Genomic DNA, 19164 nt, shown 5'->3' on the forward strand with positions numbered 1-19164 from the left:
CAAACCCTTCCGCTGGAAAGCCGACCCCGACAAAATCATCGCAGCCGCAAGCCGAGGGCACCAGACGTTGGATTCAATCCACTAGCTCCAGTCGCATGTCGTGGTCCACCGTGTTTGCGTCGCCGGAACTGTGGATGCTTGGATGAGCCTAAGCCCTGATTTCGATCAGCGTTCAGCACGGACAAACTGCCGCAAGGATTTTTCTACCGTCGATTGCTATCCTACCCGCACTGGACAAGTAGAGCGATCGAATGACATTACGGCAGGACATTCACAGTTCCGGCATTCCCGTTCTTTGCCTGTCTTGCGAGGCACGGCACCGCGGTGTCTGTGGTGCGCTCGAACCAGACCATTTGGCTCAGCTCGCCAAGACGTCGTCGCGGCACAATATCGAGCCGGGGGTCGAACTGATCGGCGACGCCGAGGCGGTCGACTGTTATTCAAACGTGCTTTCAGGCGTGGTGAAGCTGACGAAGAGCCTTTCGGACGGCCGCCAGCAGATCGTCGGTCTCCAGTTCGCGCCGGATTTTCTGGGACGGCCCTTCAAGATGAAAAGCGCGATCAATGCGGAAGCGGCAACAGCTGTCTCGCTATGCTCGTTTCCGAGAGCGGCCATCGAACGGTTGATGAAGGAATCACCGGAATTTGTGCATCGCCTGTTCAAGCAGGCGCTGAACGAACTCGACGAGGCACGCGAATGGATGGTGACTCTGGGGCGCAAGACCGCACCGGAGAAGGTGGCGAGCTTTCTCCTCATGATCGCCCGGAACATCGATTCCAGTGTTGACCCGGCGGCTAGGTCGGCGTGCTTCGAGCTGCCGATGACGCGTGCCGACATCTCTGATTTCCTTGGAATTACAAACGAGACCGTGAGCCGTCAGCTGACCAGCCTGAGAATGGACGGCGTGATTCGGATCGAGAACAACCGCCGTGTCACCGTGGACAGCATGAGCCGGCTGGAACGGCGCTGCGGCGGCCGAGGCGCAACCGCCCTTTGAATGACATCGAAGCTGCATGGCCTACGTCACTTATTTCGTTCGGGGCAGGGCATGCTCGCGTTGGGCTTAGAAGAAGCCGCATAGCGACAGCCCGCTCTCCATCCGATCGCCTGAGCCAGGTGTGTTTCGGCCAACTCGTCGGCGAAGCATCCATCCTCGAGGTGCTCGACGTGCAACCGGCTGTTCCAGGCAGGATTGCACTCGGCCGAAGTCAATACGCCTCATACGCAGGGGAAAATCGCCGTCTCCCCGAACCATGAATGTCACGAAGGCAGCGCAACGCTGGCGCTGGATGTCCCAAGGCATTGAAACGATCGACGTTCGGCAAGGCATCGGCCTACTTTCCAGCGTCACAGAAGGCGCGCTTCCCCACACGCCCGCGATCGCCTCCATACCCGGCCCGACCGGGGACGCGGGGCCTGTCCGTAAGCGTGGCGGCCGGTGCCGCGCTTCCACATTCGATCGCCACAGTCTGATCGCACCGAACTCGATGCTGCTCGAAGCAAAATCGTGCGGCTCTGACATGGATCAGGGCGAGCAGGCCACGGCTGCGCAATAAGGCACTGCGGTTGGCGCCCGCCGGAATTGGAAATCGGGGCTTGCGATGAAATTCGGCACAGAGATCGTCCTTCTAAGCCTGTTTGCGTTTGCGGCCCTGGTGGCTGCCGGCTTCGGCGTAGATGAACCTTTTCGCCGGCATATGTGGGTTTTGTTCTTCGCCGTGGCTGGCTTCACTGCGATTCTGTTGCGCAACACGGAGTTCAAGCCGGCAGTTCCGATCGACCCCGCCGCTTACATGGATGGGCCGATCCGCTACGGTGCCATCGCCACCGTATTCTGGGGCGTCGTCGGCATGCTGGTCGGCGTGGTCATCGCCCTGCAGCTCGCCTACCCGGATCTTAACATCGAGCCATGGTTCAATTTCGGCCGACTGCGGCCTTTGCATACTTCCGGCGTGGTTTTTGCCTTCGGCGGCAATGCACTCATCTGCACGTCACTTTATGTCGTGCAGCGGACCTGTCGTGCCAGGCTGTTCGGCGGCGATCTCGCCTGGTTCGTGTTTTGGGGCTATCAGCTGTTCATCGTCATGGCGGCAACCGGCTACCTGCTCGGTATCACCGAGAGCCGCGAATACGCCGAGCCCGAATGGTATGTGGACCTGTGGCTGACCATTGTCTGGGTCGCCTATCTCATCCTGTTCCTCGGCACGATCCTAAAGCGCGAGGAACCGCACATCTATGTCGCCAACTGGTTCTACCTTGCCTTCATCGTGACCATCGCAATGCTGCATGTGATCAACAACCTGTCGATGCCGGTCTCCTTCCTGGGCTCCAAGAGCTATTCAGCCTTCTCCGGCGTACAGGACGCCCTGACGCAATGGTGGTACGGCCACAATGCCGTCGGCTTTTTCCTCACCGCCGGCTTCCTCGGGATGATGTATTATTTCGTGCCCAAGCAAGCCAACCGACCGGTCTATTCCTACCGGCTGTCGATCATCCACTTCTGGGCTTTGATCTTTCTCTACATCTGGGCCGGTCCGCACCACCTCCACTACACCGCCCTGCCGGACTGGGCCCAGACGCTCGGCATGGTGTTCTCAATCATGCTCTGGATGCCCTCGTGGGGCGGCATGATAAACGGCCTGATGACGCTCTCGGGCGCCTGGGACAAGCTGCGCACCGACCCGATCATCCGTATGATGGTGATGGCCATCGCCTTCTACGGGATGTCGACCTTCGAAGGCCCGATGATGTCAATCAAGGCCGTCAACTCGCTCTCGCACTACACCGACTGGACCATCGGTCACGTCCATTCGGGCGCGCTCGGATGGGTTGGCATGATCTCGTTCGGCGCGATTTATTTCATGGTCCCGAAGTTATGGAATCGCGACCGGCTTTATTCGCTGCGGCTCGTCAACTGGCACTTCTGGCTGGCGACGCTTGGGATCGTCGTTTACGCCGCGGTGATGTGGGTCTCCGGCGTCATGCAGGGCCTGATGTGGCGCGAATACAACGAGCAGGGCTTCCTGGTCTACTCCTTCGCCGAAACCGTCGCCGCCATGCATCCCTACTACATCATGCGTGCCATCGGCGGCGCGATGTATCTGTCGGGCGCCCTCATCATGGCCTGGAACATCGCCATGACCATCCTCGGCTACCAGCGCGAGGAGGATCCGATGCCGCGCTCCATCCCCGCCCTCAAGCCTGTGCGATCAGGAGCCAGAAAATGGGCCTGATGGACAGACACGCGGTCATCGAGAAGAACGCCACACTTCTTCTCCTCGGGTCCCTGCTGGTCGTAACAATCGGCGGTATCGTCGAGATCGCGCCGCTCTTCTATCTCGACAACACCATCGAGAAGGTGGAAGGCATGCGGCCCTATTCGCCGCTCGAGCTCGCCGGGCGCAACGTCTATGTGCGTGAGGGCTGTTACCTCTGCCACAGCCAGATGATAAGGCCGTTCCGCGACGAGGTCGAGCGCTACGGCCACTATAGCCTGGCGGCCGAGTCGATGTACGACCACCCGTTCCAGTGGGGCTCGAAGCGCACCGGGCCGGATCTCGCCCGGGTCGGCGACCGCTACTCGAACGGATGGCACGTCCAGCATCTCACCGAGCCGCGTTCGGTGGTGCCGGAATCGATCATGCCGAGCTACGCGTTCCTGAAGGACATGCCGATCGAGGTGAAGGATTTCTCGACGCATCTGATCGCCAACAGCCGTATCGGTGTGCCCTATTCAGACGACATGATCGCTCATGCCAATGCCGATCTCATGGCGCAGGCCGATGCGAATGCCGACACATCGGGCCTGGAGAGACGCTATCCGAAAGCCAAGGTTGGGGACTTCGACGGCGATCCGCAGCAGGTCACCGAAATGGATGCGCTGGTCGCCTATTTGCAGATGCTCGGCACGCTGGTCGATTTCAGGACCTATGACGAAGCCGCCGGTTACCGCTGAGGAGAATGGCGATGACCTACAATTTCATGCGGGAGTTTGCCGACAGCTGGGGCCTGCTTGCCATGGCGCTTTTCTTCCTCGGATGCGTGGCCTTTGCACTTCGTCCCGGCAGCCGCAGGCAAGCCGAGAGAGCCGCTCACATTCCTCTCAAGGACGACTGATCATGGGCAGCGAGCATATCGACGAGGTTTCGGGTATCTCGACGACCGGCCATGAGTGGGACGGCATCAAGGAACTCAACAACCCGCTTCCCCGCTGGTGGGTCATCACCTTCTACATCACCATTGCCTGGGCGATCGGCTACACCGTCGTCTATCCGGCATGGCCGATGCTGACTTCCGCGACCAGGGGTGTGCTGGGGTATTCGAGCCGCAGAGACGTCAAGAATGAACTGGCCGCGGCCGAAGTGGCCAAGGGTAAATTTGTCGCTGCCATTCAGGCGAAGACCGTCTCCGAGATTACTGCCGACGATACGCTACGCGAATTCGCCGTCGCCGCAGGTGGCGCCGCGTTCAAGGTCAATTGCGTGCAGTGCCATGGCTCGGGCGCTCAAGGCTCCAAGGGTTTTCCCAACCTAAACGACGACGATTGGCTGTGGGGCGGCAACGCCGAACATATCCAGCAAACGATTGCGCACGGCATCCGCTTCGCATCAGACCCGGATACGCGCCTGTCGGAAATGCCTGCTTTTGGTGACATCATCACGACGGATCAGATCAAGCAGGTCGGCGCCTATGTCGCAAGCCTCTCCGATCCTGTTCAGGACACAAGCCAGATCGAACTCGGCGCCAATGTTTTCGCCGAGAATTGTGCGGCCTGTCATGGCGAGAATGCAAAGGGCAACAGGGAGCTCGGCGCACCCGACCTGACCGACGCGATCTGGCTTTACGGGTCTGGCGAAACAGCCATCGCCGCGCAGGTCCGCGCGCCGAAGCACGGCGTCATGCCGGCCTGGATCGGGCGTCTCGGCGAGATCAAGGCCAAGGAACTCGCGGTCTATATCCATTCGCTTGGTGGCGGAGAATAGGTACGCAGCCTATTCTCGTCCTCCCCCCCACCGCCAAGCGACGAGGCCCGGCGCGAGCCGGGCCTCGGCATCATCCAGAAACCGATGGGTTGGGCTTCCGGCAAAATCGTCGCTGGTGACTGGAGCTTCTCGTGCTCGATAACACGCAAATAGAACGGCTCGAAGCCGATGCGGTCAACTCCGCCAAGACCCGTCAGCCGCTCTATGCCGCACGCAAGAAGATCTTCCCGAACCGGGCCTCTGGCAGTTTCCGCCGCTTCAAGTGGTCGGTGATGGCAATCACGCTGGGGATCTACTACCTGACGCCCTGGCTGCGGTGGGATCGCGGGCCATTTGCCCCGGACCAGGCCGTGCTGGTCGATCTTGCCAACCGCCGCTTCTACTTCTTCTTCATCGAGATATGGCCGCAGGAATTCTACTACGTCGCCGGCCTGCTGGTCATGGCCGGTATCGGCCTTTTCCTGATCACATCCACCGTCGGCCGGGCCTGGTGCGGCTATACGTGCCCGCAGACCGTGTGGGTCGATCTGTTTCTGGTCGTCGAGCGAGCCATCGAGGGCGACCGCAACGCGCGCGTCAAGCTCGATGCCGGTCCCTGGACTGCGCGCAAACTCGTGGTGCGAACATCGAAACACGCCATTTGGCTGGTCATAGGGGTGCTGACCGGCGGCGCCTGGATCTTCTATTTCGCCGATGCGCCGACGCTGCTTGGGGAACTCTTCACCGGCACCGCCGCCCCCGTTGCCTACATCACCGTGCCCGTGCTGACGGCGACGACCTATACGTTCGGCGGGCTGATGCGCGAGCAGGTCTGCACCTATATGTGCCCGTGGCCGCGCATCCAGGCGGCCATGCTCGACGAAAGGTCGCTCACCGTCACCTATAATGACTGGCGCGGCGAACCGCGCTCGCGCCACGCCAAGAGGGTCCTTGCCGCCGGGCAGCCCGTCGGTGACTGCGTCGACTGCAATGCATGTGTCGCGGTGTGCCCGATGGGGATCGACATTCGTGATGGCCAGCAGCTTGAATGCATCACCTGCGCGCTCTGCATCGATACCTGTGATGGTATCATGGACAAGCTCGGCAGGGAGCGCGGACTGATTTCCTATGCGACGCTGGCCGACTACAACGCCAACATGATGCTGGCGACCCCGGGCGGCTCCGGTTCAGTCAACCCGTCAGTGGTCAGGAGCGCTGACGGCCTGTTCTCCGACAAGGTGGCCCGTTTCCATATCCGCAAGATCTTTCGCCCGCGCACCTTCATCTACATGAGCGCCTGGTCGGCGGTCGGTCTCGCGCTGCTCTATTCGCTGCTGACCCGCGAACGGCTCGAATTGAATGTCCTGCATGATCGCAACCCGCAGTCCGTGACGCTGTCGGACGGTTCGATCCGCAACGGCTACACCGTCAAGTTGCTCAACATGATCCCCGAACCAAGAACGATCATCGTCACGATGCAGGGCCTGCATGGAGCCGAAATGAGCGTTGTCGGCATCAACCTGCCGGCGGATCGCTCCTTTGCCATCCCGGTCGAACCCGACCGGCTGAAGATGCTCAAGGTTTTCGTGCGTCAGCCGGCAGATCAGGTTCGGGGTGCAGCGCAAAGCTTCAAGTTCCGGGTCGAAAATAAGGCAACGTTCGAGTCGGACGAATACACGGCCACTTTCAACGCACCGGAGATCGCCAGATGACCGACACCTCGCGACAATCCCGCGAATTCACCGGCAGGCATATGCTGTTCACCATCCTTGGCTTCTTCGGCGTGGTCATAGCGGTCAATCTGACGATGGCGACGCTCGCCAACACGAGCTGGACCGGCCTTGTCGTCGAAAACACCTATGTGGCGAGCCAGCAATTCAACAAAAAGGCCCAGCAAGGGCGAGCTCAGGCAGCCCTCGGCTGGACTGGCAAACTCACCATCGCAGGCGGTGAGGTCCGCTACAGCCTCACCGATGCTGGCGGCAAGACGGTTGCCGTGCATGGCGTCAAGGTGCTGTTTCGTCATCCCGCCTACGAGGCCGAGGACAAATCCGTCACTCTTGCCGCTGCCTCCGGTCAGATATTCGCCGCGCACCACATCCCCAAGGATGGCGTCTGGATCGTCGAAATCGACGCCGATGCGAGCCTTGCGGAACCCTATCGCGACGTTCGCCGGATCATGATTTCCCACGGGGCGCTGCAATGAGCTGCTGCGCGCCAGGCGCCGAAATGGCATTGGACCTGGAAAAGGTCACACTGGTCCTGCCTTCTGGCCAGGAAATCAGACTGGCGAGCCGCTCGATCGGCGAAAATCTTCGCCAGACCGACCTCTCGGTGCCGGCCGTGCATTGTGCCGCCTGCATCCAGACGATCGAGACGGCGATCGGTAAGCTGGATCGCGTCGAAGGCGCTCGTGTCAATCTTTCAACGAAACGTGTTTCGGTCCGGTGGCGCGGCGACGAGGTTCCGCCATTCGTCGCCACACTTGGACGGCTGGGCTATGGCGCGCACCTGTTCGATCCCGAGGCTGACGGGAAGGACAGGACGCTCTCGGAACTGATCCGCGCCGTCGCGGTCGCCGGCTTTGCGGCGGGCAACATCATGCTGCTATCAGTCTCCGTCTGGTCCGGCGCGCAAGGCGCGACCCGCGACCTGTTCCATTGGGTCTCGGCCTTGATTGCCATTCCTGCGCTCGCTTTCGCCGGCGGCATCTATTTTCGCTCGGCCTGGAATGCGCTGCGCCACAGCCGCATGAACATGGACGTGCCGATCGCGGTCGGGGTATCGCTCGCTTACGCCATGAGCCTCTACGAGACGATCAACCATGGCGACCATGCTTATTTCGACGCGTCGGTGTCGCTGCTGTTCTTTCTGCTGATCGGCCGCACGCTGGATCACGTGATGCGGGAACGGGCACGGACGGCCGTAAACGGACTGGCTCGGCTGGCGGCGCGCGGCGCCATGGTGCTGCGCGAGGATGGTTCGCGCGACTACTTGCCGGTTGGCGAGATCGAACCAGGAATGGAGCTCTTGATTGCGGCTGGCGAGAGGGTGCCCATCGACGGCAGGATCATTGGCGGGGCATCGGATCTCGACTGTTCCCTGGTTTCCGGGGAAAGCACGCCCAGAACGGTGGGCCCGGGGGCGCAGGTCCAGGCCGGTACACTCAATCTCACCGGTCCGCTGACCATCGAGGCGACGGCCGCCGCGAAGGATTCATTCCTGGCCGAAATCGTTCGGCTGATGGAAGCGGCAGAGGGCGGCCGCGCCCGCCATCGCAGGATCGCCGATCGCGTCTCCGCGCTCTATGCCCCCGTGGTCCACCTCACCGCCTTTGTGACGTTCCTCGGCTGGATGGCGGCGACCGGCGACTGGCACCGGGCAATAACAATCGCAATCGCCGTTTTGATCATTACATGCCCGTGTGCGCTCGGTCTCGCCGTGCCGATCGTGCAGGTGGTCGCTGCGCGGCGGCTGTTTGAAAGCGGCGTCATGGTCAGGGACGGCTCCGCCATTGAGCGCCTGGCCGGGATCGACACGGCATTGTTCGACAAAACCGGCACGCTTACGCTCGGACTGCCCAGGCTGATCAATGCGCCGTCCATCGATCCGACGATGCTCGCCATGGCGGCCGCGATGGCAGCGCATTCCCGCCATCCCTTTTCGAAGGCAATCGCTGGCAATGCAGCCTTTGCCGGCCAGCCGAAACTCGCGTCCGTCAGCGAGCATCCGGGCTTCGGCATCGAAGCCATCGGCGAGGGCAGTACCTGGCGGCTGGGTCGCCGCGGATGGCGTGAGTGGAAAGCTCGGATCGGCGGCGAAGGCAAACAAGGCTATGGCGGAACCGTTCTGACGAAGGACGGGGTCATTGTCGCGACTTTCGATTTCGAGGATGAGCTGCGTGCCGATGCCAAGGCGGCCATCGAGCAACTGAACGGCGCCGGCGTGTCGGTGGAGATGCTGTCGGGCGACACAGAGGCTGCCTGCGGCGAAGTCGCGGAAGCACTGGGCGTCGAGCGCTTCGTTCCCTCGTTGCTTCCCTCCGGGAAGGTCGAACACATCGAAGCATTGACGCGAACTGGCCACAAGGTGCTGATGGTCGGCGATGGGCTCAACGACACGCCTGCATTGGGCGCCGCACACGTTTCGATCGCTCCGGCCACGGCGGCGGATATCGGTCGCAACGCCGCGGATTTCGTGTTCCTGCGTAAAAGTCTTCTGGCGGTCCCACTTGCTTTAGACATTTCGCGGAAGGCCGGACGGCTGATCCGGCAGAACATCGCCATCGCGATCGTTTACAATGGCATCGCCGTGCCGGTCGCCATTCTGGGGCACGTTACGCCACTGATCGCGGCGGTCGCGATGTCCGCCTCGTCCCTCCTGGTCATCGGCAATGCGCTACGTCTGCAAGGTTTCGTGTCAAATGCATCGGTGCAAGATGCCCGACATGACAGGCGCTCGGACATTGGCGCACTGGCACAATCCTCATGACGACGCTCGCCTACCTCATACCTGTGGCCCTGTTCCTCGGAGCGCTTGGGCTGGCGGGGTTCCTGTGGGCCTTGAGGAGCGGCCAATATGAAGATCTCGATGGCGCCGCCGAGCGGATCCTGATCGACCGCGACGAGCAACGCAGTTGACCCAGCCTGCCCTGCGAGGACTCGCTCGAATATTTTCCGCGGTTGCTTCGCGTCATGCCGATTTCGGCGCGCGACGGGTGCGAACGGATCAGCCAGAATACGTTGCCGAACTTTCGGCCAGGAAAGGGCCGCACCGAACGGGAAGCCGGCCATTCCATGATGACCTGACCAGACCATGGCGTGGCGGTCGACCAGTCGACCGTGAACCCGCCGTTGCCGCGTTTATCGAGCCTGGTTGATCCACATCAGGGTTATCTCTTCATAGGCATGGTTTCATTGAGCATTTTTGAACGGAGAACGGATGTCTAACGGACGGTTAGGTCGCGTGGAGACGCTTGGGGAGATGAGCCGCAAACCGTGGATCGATTGCGATGCGTTCCAGTGCCCTTCGTCGCAGATAGCCGACGCAATGGCGGCACGCTGATGGCCGGCTCTGTCGATAGATTCGACGTTATTGTGGTCGGAGCCGGGCCGGTCGGACTTTCCTTCGCCGCGTCGCTTGCCCAGAGCCGACTCAAGGTGGCAGTGGTTGAACGGCAGTCGCTCGAAAGCCTGGCGAATCCGGCTTTCGACGGTCGCGAGATCGCGCTGACCCACGCATCGGTTGGAATCCTTCGCGAGCTCGGCGCCTGGGATGCCATCCCCGCTTCGGACAAATCACCGCTACAAGGCGCGCGCGTGCTCAACGGATCGAGCCCTTTCGCCCTGAGCTTCGATTCTCCCAGCGGATCTGGGGAACCACTCGGAATTCTGGTCCCAAATTGTCGGATCCGCGACGCCCTGTTCAAGCTTGTCCACTTCCAGGATCATGCCCAGCTGCTGTGCGGCCGCTCGGTCGTCAATGCAACAACCAGCCACAAAGAAGCAGTCATAACGCTCTCTGATGGCAGGCAATTGGCCGCTCGGCTGCTCGTTGCAGCGGATTCGCGTTTGTCCGCGACGCGCGACCTGCTCGGCATTGGCGCCGACATCAATCGGCTTGGCAACTCCATGCTGATTTGCCGGGTGAGGCACGAGCGCGCCCATCACCAGATCGCGGTCGAATGGTTCGATCACCATCAGACGATAGCGATGTTGCCGCTCATGGAAGGCGTGTCGTCGCTGCTTCTCACTTTGCGCTCAAGCGAGGCCGACAGACTGCTTGCTCTCGACGACGATTTGTTCCTCATGGAATCGACGAGCCGGTGTCGAGGACGCTTCGGAGAGATGACCTTGGCAAGCACCCGCCATGCCTATCCGCTGGTCACGACCTGGGCGCACAAGTTCTGGGCTCCGAGTGCGGCACTGATCGGCGATGCTGCCCTCGGCATGCACCCGGTGACCGCGCATGGCTTCAACATCGGCCTCAGTGGCCAGAAGCAACTCGCCGATAGAATCCTGGCGGCATGTCGCGAGCGCCGCGACATTGCTGATCCCGACATACTCGGCAGATACGAAAGCCGGCTGCGTCTGTCGGCGGCACCGCTCTATCATGCTACGAATGCACTTGTCGCTCTCTACTCAGGCGAGCACCCGGCGGCACGGCTTGCAAGACATGCAGGGCTTCGCTTTGCCCAATATCTTCCCTTTATCCGCCTTGGTATTTCGGCCATGCTCAGGCGGTGAATCGCAGGCAGCGCTGCCGCTCTGGAACGCTATCTCGGCCCGGCTTCCTTTTGTCTCGCCGGGCGCGTTGATGCCGTTGGCAGGGCTGCTTCCATGGTGACGTTGCCGATCCTGGGATGATTCGGATCAAGGCACGCGTGCGGGCAAGAGCTCGATGGTCAGACGGCAAGGCCAAGAGGCAGACGTGCGCCCCGAAGACATGGTGAGCACACTGGTTATCCCCGCTGGATAGTTAACCCGTCCTTCAGTGGGCCTGCGTAGGCTTGTCCTCGCGAACAACGATGGGAGCAAGCTGGTCCGTCCATGGCCCCGAAGAATGAAGACACGCTGGAGGCCAAAATCCGTCAGGATCAGCTTGCTGACCTGAGGGCCGGCCTCTTCGTGTCGATGCCGATAAGCGCTATCCTGTCAGGCCTGATTTGGGCGGTGCACGCCCTTTCTGGCAGCGGCTTTGCAGCTGCAATCTGGTTCCTGGTCGTCAATGCGATAAATGCCGCCCGCCTTGCACTCGCGCGTTATCAGCTAAAGGAAACGGGGCGCCATGACGGATTAGTGGGGGTTTTGCCGCGGCTTCGCTGGTTTGGCATCCTTGCTCTTCTGGCAGGGTTTGCCTGGTCCTTCCTGGCCGTCCTGACTGTTGGATACACGACACCTCAAGCACCTCTGCATCTGGTCATTCTGGCGGGCATTTCAGCTGGTGCGGTTACATACGGCAGTTCGTATGCCGCGGCGGCGACCAACTTCATCACACCTCCGCTCCTCATCACGGTGGCTTGCCTTTTGGCGAAAGGCAATTTTGAAGACTACATTCTGGCTTTTACCGTTCTGCTCTTCATGGGCGGCTTGGTTCGAGCTTCGTTTGTTGGGCAAGCACGGTTCCGCGAAGCGAGCCGCCTGAGGCATGAGGCCGAGCGGCTTGCGGCGGAGATGAAGGCCAGTTCCAGGCAGGACCACCTGACGGCCCTTCTCAACAGGCGTGGCCTCGAAGACGCAATCGGACGTTTCGAGACCGCGGATGGCCCCTTCGTGGCAATGCTGGTTGATCTGGACGGGTTCAAATCCGTCAACGATACCTACGGTCACAGGACCGGTGATGAACTGCTTGTCAGGATCGCCCGCCGCATAGAGGAGGAAGCACCGGAAGGCTCAACGCTTGCTCGTATCGGCGGCGACGAATTCGTGATGTTTTTTCCCTCAACGAGGGTTTCGCTTTCTGCCAGTGATCTCGCCTCCAATATCATAGCCAAAATTGCCCGACCCTATATCGAGGTCGCGTCCGTCCGTGTCGGGGCATCGATAGGAATATACCTGGCGGAAAGCCCGGGCCTGACCGAAATGTTGTTGCGGGCGGACATCGCCCTTTATACGGCCAAGCGTCGTGGCAGGAACGAATTTTGCCTGTTCGATGCCGAACTCGACAGGGAACTGCAACGCCGCCAGTCCGTCGAACGGGACCTTCATTCGGCGATAAAGACGAGAAGCTTGCAACCTTGGTTCCAGCCGATCGTGAAACTCGACACCGAGGCCGTGGTCGGTTTTGAAGCCTTGCTGAGGTGGTCCCATCCGACTCATGGTGCCATCTCTCCACCCGAAATCATCACAGCTGCACGCGAAACCGGTATGCTTCAGCTGCTGACGCAAACCGTATTCGCCGACTGTTGTGCTTTTATCGACGGCTTGGTGAAAGCTGACTGTCGTGATCTCCGTGTGGCGATGAATGTTTCACCGCGCGAACTGGAAGCCGGCGATATCGACGACATGGTTCTGGATGGTCTGGCGGCAAGAGGTCTGCCTGCAACAATGTTCGAGATCGAGATTACCGAAGAATCCCCGGTGGACCCGGACAGAGTGGATGAAAAGCTCGGACGGCTTTCACATGCCGGCATTTCCATCGCGCTCGATGACTTCGGCACCGGCTTTTCCACGTTGGCATCGCTCAAGGACAGTCGGATACGCAAGGTGAAAATAGACCAGGGCTTCATTCGCGGCTTGGCCAAATCCCGAGACGACCGACTCCTTGTCAAATCGGTCATCGATCTCGGTAACATGCTCGGGATCGAGGTCATGGCCGAGGGCGTCGAAACAGAGGCGGATCGGCAAACCCTGCACAAGCTTGGCTGCCGAACCGCTCAAGGCTTCCTGTTCTCCAAGGCTGTGCCTCTGAGCCAAGCACTGGAAATGGCAGTCAAACAGCACGCGAACCAGTTGTGACCGCTCCAGCCGCGCTGTCTCTCGCGGCCGTGCGCTCATGAATAGCGGGTATCTGAACTTCCTTGTTTGAAGAGCATGACAGTCCGTGCTGTGCGTCAGCCGGCGAACAGTTCCTTGTAGCCAGTCGTCACCATCCAGTTCGCCCGGTCGATATGGCTGCGAAGAGCCTTGCGGGCGCGGACCGGTTCAAGGGCCGGGTCGATGCCGAGAATGAGATCAGCCATCTCCTCTTCGCTGGCATTGTCGGCGCAGGCATCCAGGATCCGCAGGTAGATCGTGAAATGCTGCCTATCGTAGGCCGTCAGGTTCTCCGACCAGGGGACTTCGTCGCACAGAGTTGAGTTTCGAGTCTCATCTGTTCCCATTGATCGATTCATGCCTGTTGCGAGCCTCGGCTGTTGAGCGCTGGATGCAACGCAGCATATCCCAAAATGGGATAATCCGAAACCGGGATTAGTCGCTGATCCGGTCTTTACCCGACCGGTTCGCCTACATGCCCAAATCTCTTCGCTCGCCCCGCCACCAGCGGTTTCTGGCCCAGCTGGTTTCCCTGCGCAAGGCCAAAGGCCTGACTCAGGCGCAGGTGGCCGAGAAGCTTGATCGTCCCCAATCCTTCGTGGCCAAGTACGAGGGTGGAGAGCGGCGTCTCGATGTCATCGAGTTTCTCGACTTAACTGCGGCGCTTGACGCTGATCCGTGCGAGATTCTGTCCAGCCTGCGGGCTAACGGGCGCCTGCGCGTCTAACGGCTCGCGCCGGTGCCGTGAACCGAGCGTGCTTTTCTTCGGCAAGCTGCCATTCCGCTGCGGGTGGGTCTTTACCAACCCATGCCGATATAGGATGATAATCCTAGGTGGGGCGATTCCTCAACGGAGATCGCAATGGCTAGGACCAAACTTTCCAAGCAGCTTTCACAGGCTGAAATCGAGCGCTTTCTCGCGGAGGCGGAACGGCTGCACCAGAGCATCGTCCAGCCGCTTCTATCACCTACCAGCAACCATTACCGGGCTCTCCAACGCACCCATGAAGCGCTGTTGAAGACGGTGAAGGATATCACGGGTAAGGATGCGCCGTTCATTCAATGGTTCGGAACAGGACCGGTGAATTAGACCCGACTTGTAGACACCACGCTGCAAACGTCCCATTCTCTCTACGGAGGGAAGGGGCGTGGGCAACCATCGCTTTCAAGACAATCGGTACAACCGTCGCAGGTATGGCGAGCGCCATCGTTCGAAGGACGTTCCGTTGTGGGCAAAGATCGTTGCTGGTGGAACAATCCTGGCTGGCTTTCTTGCCTTCGAAATCGGCCCTGCCGCTCTCGGCTGCAACATCAAAGCCAATATCAGCTACAACACGGGCGAGCGCATCTATCATGTTCCCGGACAGGAATATTACTGGGAGACGCGCATCAACCTGTTGAAAGGCGAGCGCTGGTTTTGTTCGGAGGAAGCCGCGCGCAAGGCTGGGTGGCGGAAGTCTCGGGTCTGAGCGTCCGTGGTAAATGCTTGCGAAAATGCTGCATCGCACATGTTTTCGGTGCAGCATTCATTTGAAGTATTTATCGCGATCCGTTCGAAAAATCTGTCCAGCCTGCCGTCCTGGCGGGCGCCCGCGCGCCTGACGACGCGCACCAGGTGCTCGTGAACCGAGCCCGCTTTTCTTCGGCAAGCTCAGGCGGTCTCGGCCATTCGGCTTCGCCCCTTGGCGTGGGCAGCCCTGGGCTGTGACGGCCGCCGCCCTTGCGGGCGGCGCGGTTTGTCTGTTGGCCTTCCCCGGTGGCGCGGGGTGGGCGGCACTCCCTTCTAGGCCCGCCGCGGCAGCCCGCAACCCTTCGCGTGCCGCTCAGGGTCCTCCTCTTCGTTCCGGTCCTTCGGATGCGGTCCGCCTACCACGGCGGGCCTTTCCGGTCGCGACTCGCCGCCCATCCCGCTTCCGGGGAAAGGCGCGGCGATTGGCGAGCGAAGGATGAGACGATGCATGCAAACAGCAAGCGTTGTGCCAGCACAGAGGCTGGCGCAGGCAAGGGCGGGCGCCCCGGCGCCAGCCTTTATCAGGAGATCACCGACCGCATCATTGCCGAGCTGGAGCGCGGCACCGTGCCGTGGGTCAAGCCATGGGGCAGGGCAAAGGCAGGCCTTGGCCTGCCGAGGAATGCATCCTCTGGCCGCACCTATTCCGGCATCAATATCCTTATCCTGTGGGGCGCGGTGATCGAGCGCAGCTATCCCAGCCAGAACTGGCTCACCTTCCGGCAGGCGCTCGTCCTTGGCGGCAACGTCAGGAAGGGCGAGCGCGGCACGACCATCGTGCATGCCGACCGCTTTGTCCCCAAGGACGAGAAGGAGCGCGCACGCCACGAGGGCGATGAACCACAGGCCGTGCCTTTTTTGAAGCGCTTCACCGTCTTCAATCTCGCGCAGTGCGATAATCTTCCGGAAGACCTCTATGCCGCCGCCGAGCCGCTGCCTCAGTGCGAGATCGTGCCGCAGGCCGAGACGCTCATTCGCGCCAGCGGTGCGGATTTCAGGGTCGGCGGCGATCGCGCTTTCTACATGCCGGGCAGCGACCACATTCAGGTGCCGCCGCAGCCGGCGTTCCATCACCAGATCGACTATTACCGGACCTGCTTTCACGAGCTTGGCCACTGGACCGGCCACCCGACGCGGCTTGCTCGCGACCTCTCCGGCTCGTTCGGCTCCAAGGCTTACGCGCGTGAAGAATTGGTCGCCGAAATCACTGCCGCCTTCGTCTGCAGCAATCTCGGTATCGAGCCGACCGTGCGCCACGCCGATTACATCGGCTCATGGCTGAGGGTGCTGCGCGAGGACAACCGCGCCATCTTCCGTGCCGCCAGCCTTGCCTCGAAGGCCGCCGATTTCCTGTTTGGCCTTCAGGCCGATGCCGAAGGCGAGGCGCAGGAAGGGATTGCGGCATGACGATGCGCGATCCTCAACTGACCGCGACCGAGCCGACGCCGCAAGGCGAGCAGATGCTCATTCCCGGCGTCCGGCCGATCACCACGCGCGATCGGCTCACCCTCCTGATGGACGCGCCGATGTGTCCGCGCGCGGCGCAAAAGCCGCTCGATATCGGCCTCTTCGATGAAGCCAGCAGAAATCAACTCGACCTGTTCTGACAAGGAGTCTTTCCATGATCCTGATCACCGATCCACTGCGCGCACGACTGCTCGCCAATGGCGCCGCCGACGCCGACATCGACCATTTTCCCGTTGTGAAACTGTTTAATCCCTCAGGTGCCGCCACGTGGCTTTTGACCGAACTCGACGCCGATGGCGACACGCTGTTCGGCCTTTGCGATCTCGGCTTCGGCTTCCCCGAACTCGGCAGCGTCAGTCTGGCCGAGCTTGCGTCCGTAAAAGGTCCGCTTGGCCTCGGCATAGAGCGCGACCTGCATTTCCAGGCGCGCTTTCCGCTCTCCGTCTATGCCGAAGCCGCCCGCATTTGCCGCCACATCACCGAGGCCGAGCGAATTCTGCGGCAGGCAGCAGACGCCCTTTCAAAGCCCCATTCCGAGCTTCCGCCCGACACGGCGGAACAGCAGCGCCGATAGACGCAAAAACCGTCCCGCCGCGCCGGCCTTCGGCCTCTGCGGCGGGGGACAACCTCAACCAAAGCGAAAGGAGAGTAACCATGCAGCTTGCCCACATTCCCTTGGATCAGCTCAACATTTGCGCGCTCAACATGCGCCATGGAAAACGCGCGCCCGACATATCCGACATCCTGCCCTCCGTGCGTGCGCGCGGCGTGCTGGTGCCTCTCCTTGTGCGGCCCAACGGCCAGCCGGAAACCTTCGAGATCGTCGCCGGCAGGCGGCGCTATTTCGCCGCGAAATCGCTTGCCGACGAGCGCGGCGAAGGCGATCCCTTGCCCTGCGCCATCATGGAGGACGGTGATGACGCCGATGCGCTGGAAGCTTCGCTGATCGAAAACCTCGCCCGCCTCGATCCTGACGAAGTATCGCAATGGGAGACGTTTTCGCGGCTCGTCAGGCAAGGCCGCACCGTTCCCGATATCGCTGCGACCTTCGGCATCACTGACCTGAAGGTCAAACGCATTCTGGCACTTGGCGACCTCTTGCCCAAAATCCGCGAAGCCTACCGGCGCGAGGAGATCGACGCCGAGACGGTGCGCCATCTCACCATGGCGTCCAAGGCGCAGCAGAAGGACTGGCTGGCACTCTGTGCCGATCCCGATCAATACGCGCCGCGTGGCTTTCAATTGAAGCAATGGCTGTTCGGCGGCCAGTCGATTTCCACCAAGGTGGCGCTGTTTGCCATCGAGGAGTATCCCGGCCTGATCACCTCGGATCTGTTCGGCGAGGACAGCTATTTCGCCGATGCCGACCTGTTCTGGCAAAAGCAGAACGAAGCGATTGCCACCAGACGCGACACATATCTCAACGACGGCTGGAGCGAGGTGGTGCTGCTGGAACCGGGCCAGTATTTCCACCGATGGGACCACGAGAAGACCCCGAAGAAGAAGGGCGGCAAGGTCTTCATCGCGGTCACGTATCGCGGCGAGGTCGAGTGTCACGAGGGCTGGCTGTCACACAAGCAAGCCCGCCGCGCCCGCGAGGGCGGCGAGCAAGACGAAACAGCCGCCAAGCCGCCGCGCCCCGAACTCACCGGCCCGATGCAGAACTATATCGATCTGCATCGCCATGCCGCCGTGCGCGCCGCCATGCTCGACCATCCCGCCGTGGCGCTGCGCCTCGTGGTGGCTCACGCCATCACCGGGTCCGGCTTGTGGCAGGTGCGCCGTGAGCCACAGCGCGCAGTCAACGAGACGGTGACTGCCAGCCTTGCCGGCTGCAAGGCTGAAGCTGCATTCGGCAAAAAGCGGCGCGAAGTGTTGGCCCTGCTCGGATCACCGGATGCGGATGGCGTGGTCGCCGGCGGCAATGGCGACGCCTTTGCTATCGCCGGCGTGTTCGCGCGCCTCTTGGCGCTGTGCGACGACGATGTCATGCGCGTTCTCACCCTTGTCATGGCCGAGACGCTTGCAGCCGGCAGCGCCGTCATCGAGGCGCTCGGCAACCATCTGAACGTCGATATGGGCGCATGGTGGCAACCGGACGATGCCTTCTTCGACCTCTTGCACGACAAGGAAATCGCCAATTCGATGCTGGCCGAGGTCGGCGGCAAGCTGGTCGCGGACGGCAATGTCGCCGAGAAGGTCAAGACGCAAAAGAAGATCATCCGTGACTTCCTGGCGGGCGAGAATGGCCGCCTCAGGGTCGAGACCTGGCTGCCGCGCTGGATGAAATTCCCCGCCGAAAGCTACACCAGTCGCGGCGGTTTCCGCACCGCCGATCAGTGGGCACAAGTGCAGCCGCTGTTCGCGCGCGAATAGTCGATCAGGGCCCGAGCGGCGGTTCTCTCGAGTACCGCTGCTCAGGTCGCGCGCGCCGCTCCGGGCCGCGCCGGCTGCCGATTGGTCGTCTTGTCGAGCCAGTGCCGCGCGCGAGAAATCCCGACGCCAACTCGCCCCCATTTGGGCAGCCCTGCACCGCGCCGGGTTGCTTGCCGAGGCGCCCAGGCGCATGGGGCCAATTGTCCGATCGGGTTGCCGACAGAGCCCGCGCAGCCGGCGCCCTGTAATGCCGCCTGCTCGTTGTGCCGCCGATCGCGCCAGATAGTGTCCTGAAGGTTCTGCAAAAAGTTTTGGAGAGAGAACGGCGCTTGCTCTGAAGGGCGAGCGGCCATGGCACGGTGGTGACGTTGCAAT

20 protein-coding genes are annotated in these 19164 nt (G+C 61.4%); 19 read left to right on the forward strand and 1 reads right to left on the reverse strand.

Going from position 1 to position 19164, the window contains the following annotated elements:
• Positions 1-251: 251 nt before the first annotated feature.
• The 12 genes from NKJ55_RS33435 to NKJ55_RS33490 all read left to right on the forward strand — a co-directional run bounded on the left by NKJ55_RS33435 (position 252) and on the right by NKJ55_RS33490 (position 13418).
• Positions 252-998, forward strand: a complete 747-nt coding sequence (locus tag NKJ55_RS33435; protein WP_352453609.1) for a Crp/Fnr family transcriptional regulator — start codon at positions 252-254, stop codon at positions 996-998.
• A gap of 256 nt (positions 999-1254) precedes the next feature.
• Entirely contained in the window at positions 1255-1557 is a 303-nt protein-coding gene (locus NKJ55_RS33440; protein WP_352453610.1) for a hypothetical protein, read from the forward strand.
• A gap of 45 nt (positions 1558-1602) precedes the next feature.
• On the forward strand, positions 1603-3234 hold the full coding sequence (gene ccoN, locus NKJ55_RS33445; protein ID WP_352453611.1) for a cytochrome-c oxidase, cbb3-type subunit I: 1632 nt from the start codon (positions 1603-1605) through the stop codon (positions 3232-3234).
• Positions 3225-3956 carry a cytochrome-c oxidase, cbb3-type subunit II gene (ccoO, locus tag NKJ55_RS33450; RefSeq protein ID WP_352453612.1) on the forward strand — a complete coding sequence of 244 codons (732 nt, stop codon included), beginning with the start codon at positions 3225-3227 and terminating at the stop codon, positions 3954-3956. The genes ccoN and ccoO overlap by 10 nt, the downstream gene beginning before the upstream one ends.
• Before the next feature lie 11 nt (positions 3957-3967).
• Complete coding sequence (locus tag NKJ55_RS33455) at positions 3968-4117, forward strand: cbb3-type cytochrome c oxidase subunit 3 (RefSeq protein ID WP_023679629.1); 150 nt, start codon at positions 3968-3970, stop codon at positions 4115-4117.
• A gap of 2 nt (positions 4118-4119) precedes the next feature.
• Positions 4120-4983 carry a cytochrome-c oxidase, cbb3-type subunit III gene (gene ccoP / locus NKJ55_RS33460; protein WP_352453613.1) on the forward strand — a complete coding sequence of 288 codons (864 nt, stop codon included), beginning with the start codon at positions 4120-4122 and terminating at the stop codon, positions 4981-4983.
• A 131-nt stretch (positions 4984-5114) separates the two neighbouring features.
• A complete protein-coding gene (gene ccoG / locus NKJ55_RS33465) occupies positions 5115-6674 on the forward strand; it encodes a cytochrome c oxidase accessory protein CcoG (protein WP_352453614.1) in 1560 nt (519 codons plus the stop codon).
• Positions 6671-7168 (forward strand): FixH family protein, encoded by a 498-nt coding sequence (locus NKJ55_RS33470; RefSeq protein WP_352453615.1) that lies wholly within the window; start codon positions 6671-6673, stop codon positions 7166-7168. The genes ccoG and NKJ55_RS33470 overlap by 4 nt, the downstream gene beginning before the upstream one ends.
• Positions 7165-9453, forward strand: coding sequence for a cation-translocating P-type ATPase (locus NKJ55_RS33475; RefSeq protein WP_352453616.1), 2289 nt, complete (start codon positions 7165-7167; stop codon positions 9451-9453). The genes NKJ55_RS33470 and NKJ55_RS33475 overlap by 4 nt, the downstream gene beginning before the upstream one ends.
• On the forward strand, positions 9450-9602 hold the full coding sequence (ccoS, locus tag NKJ55_RS33480; RefSeq protein WP_352453617.1) for a cbb3-type cytochrome oxidase assembly protein CcoS: 153 nt from the start codon (positions 9450-9452) through the stop codon (positions 9600-9602). The genes NKJ55_RS33475 and ccoS overlap by 4 nt, the downstream gene beginning before the upstream one ends.
• Before the next feature lie 423 nt (positions 9603-10025).
• On the forward strand, positions 10026-11207 hold the full coding sequence (gene ubiM, locus NKJ55_RS33485; RefSeq protein ID WP_352453626.1) for a 5-demethoxyubiquinol-8 5-hydroxylase UbiM: 1182 nt from the start codon (positions 10026-10028) through the stop codon (positions 11205-11207).
• A 303-nt stretch (positions 11208-11510) separates the two neighbouring features.
• Positions 11511-13418 carry a putative bifunctional diguanylate cyclase/phosphodiesterase gene (locus tag NKJ55_RS33490; RefSeq protein ID WP_352453618.1) on the forward strand — a complete coding sequence of 636 codons (1908 nt, stop codon included), beginning with the start codon at positions 11511-11513 and terminating at the stop codon, positions 13416-13418.
• 95 nt (positions 13419-13513) lie between these two features.
• Here the strand turns inward: NKJ55_RS33490 and NKJ55_RS33495 are convergent, their stop codons facing one another.
• Positions 13514-13783: a DNA -binding domain-containing protein gene (locus NKJ55_RS33495; protein WP_352453619.1), complete on the reverse strand. Its 270-nt coding sequence runs from the start codon at positions 13781-13783 to the stop codon at positions 13514-13516.
• Between the two features lie 128 nt (positions 13784-13911).
• Here NKJ55_RS33495 and NKJ55_RS33500 point away from each other — a divergent pair, with 128 nt between their 5' ends.
• The 7 genes from NKJ55_RS33500 to NKJ55_RS33530 all read left to right on the forward strand — a co-directional run bounded on the left by NKJ55_RS33500 (position 13912) and on the right by NKJ55_RS33530 (position 18789).
• A complete protein-coding gene (locus NKJ55_RS33500; RefSeq protein WP_023722035.1) occupies positions 13912-14163 on the forward strand; it encodes a helix-turn-helix domain-containing protein in 252 nt (83 codons plus the stop codon).
• 135 nt (positions 14164-14298) lie between these two features.
• On the forward strand, positions 14299-14526 hold the full coding sequence (locus tag NKJ55_RS33505) for a hypothetical protein (RefSeq protein WP_352453620.1): 228 nt from the start codon (positions 14299-14301) through the stop codon (positions 14524-14526).
• Between the two features lie 58 nt (positions 14527-14584).
• A complete protein-coding gene (locus tag NKJ55_RS33510; RefSeq protein ID WP_352453621.1) occupies positions 14585-14905 on the forward strand; it encodes a sunset domain-containing protein in 321 nt (106 codons plus the stop codon).
• Positions 14906-15390: 485 nt separating this feature from the next.
• Positions 15391-16353 (forward strand): ArdC family protein, encoded by a 963-nt coding sequence (locus NKJ55_RS33515; protein WP_352453622.1) that lies wholly within the window; start codon positions 15391-15393, stop codon positions 16351-16353.
• Entirely contained in the window at positions 16350-16553 is a 204-nt protein-coding gene (locus tag NKJ55_RS33520) for a hypothetical protein (protein ID WP_352453623.1), read from the forward strand. The genes NKJ55_RS33515 and NKJ55_RS33520 overlap by 4 nt, the downstream gene beginning before the upstream one ends.
• A gap of 14 nt (positions 16554-16567) precedes the next feature.
• On the forward strand, positions 16568-16987 hold the full coding sequence (locus NKJ55_RS33525) for a DUF2958 domain-containing protein (RefSeq protein WP_352453624.1): 420 nt from the start codon (positions 16568-16570) through the stop codon (positions 16985-16987).
• Positions 16988-17067: 80 nt separating this feature from the next.
• A complete protein-coding gene (locus NKJ55_RS33530) occupies positions 17068-18789 on the forward strand; it encodes a ParB/RepB/Spo0J family partition protein (RefSeq protein ID WP_352453625.1) in 1722 nt (573 codons plus the stop codon).
• The last annotated feature ends 375 nt before the right edge of the window (positions 18790-19164 follow it).

Source organism: Mesorhizobium sp. M0106 (assembly GCF_040322715.1).
Taxonomy (GTDB): Bacteria; Pseudomonadota; Alphaproteobacteria; order Rhizobiales; family Rhizobiaceae; genus Mesorhizobium.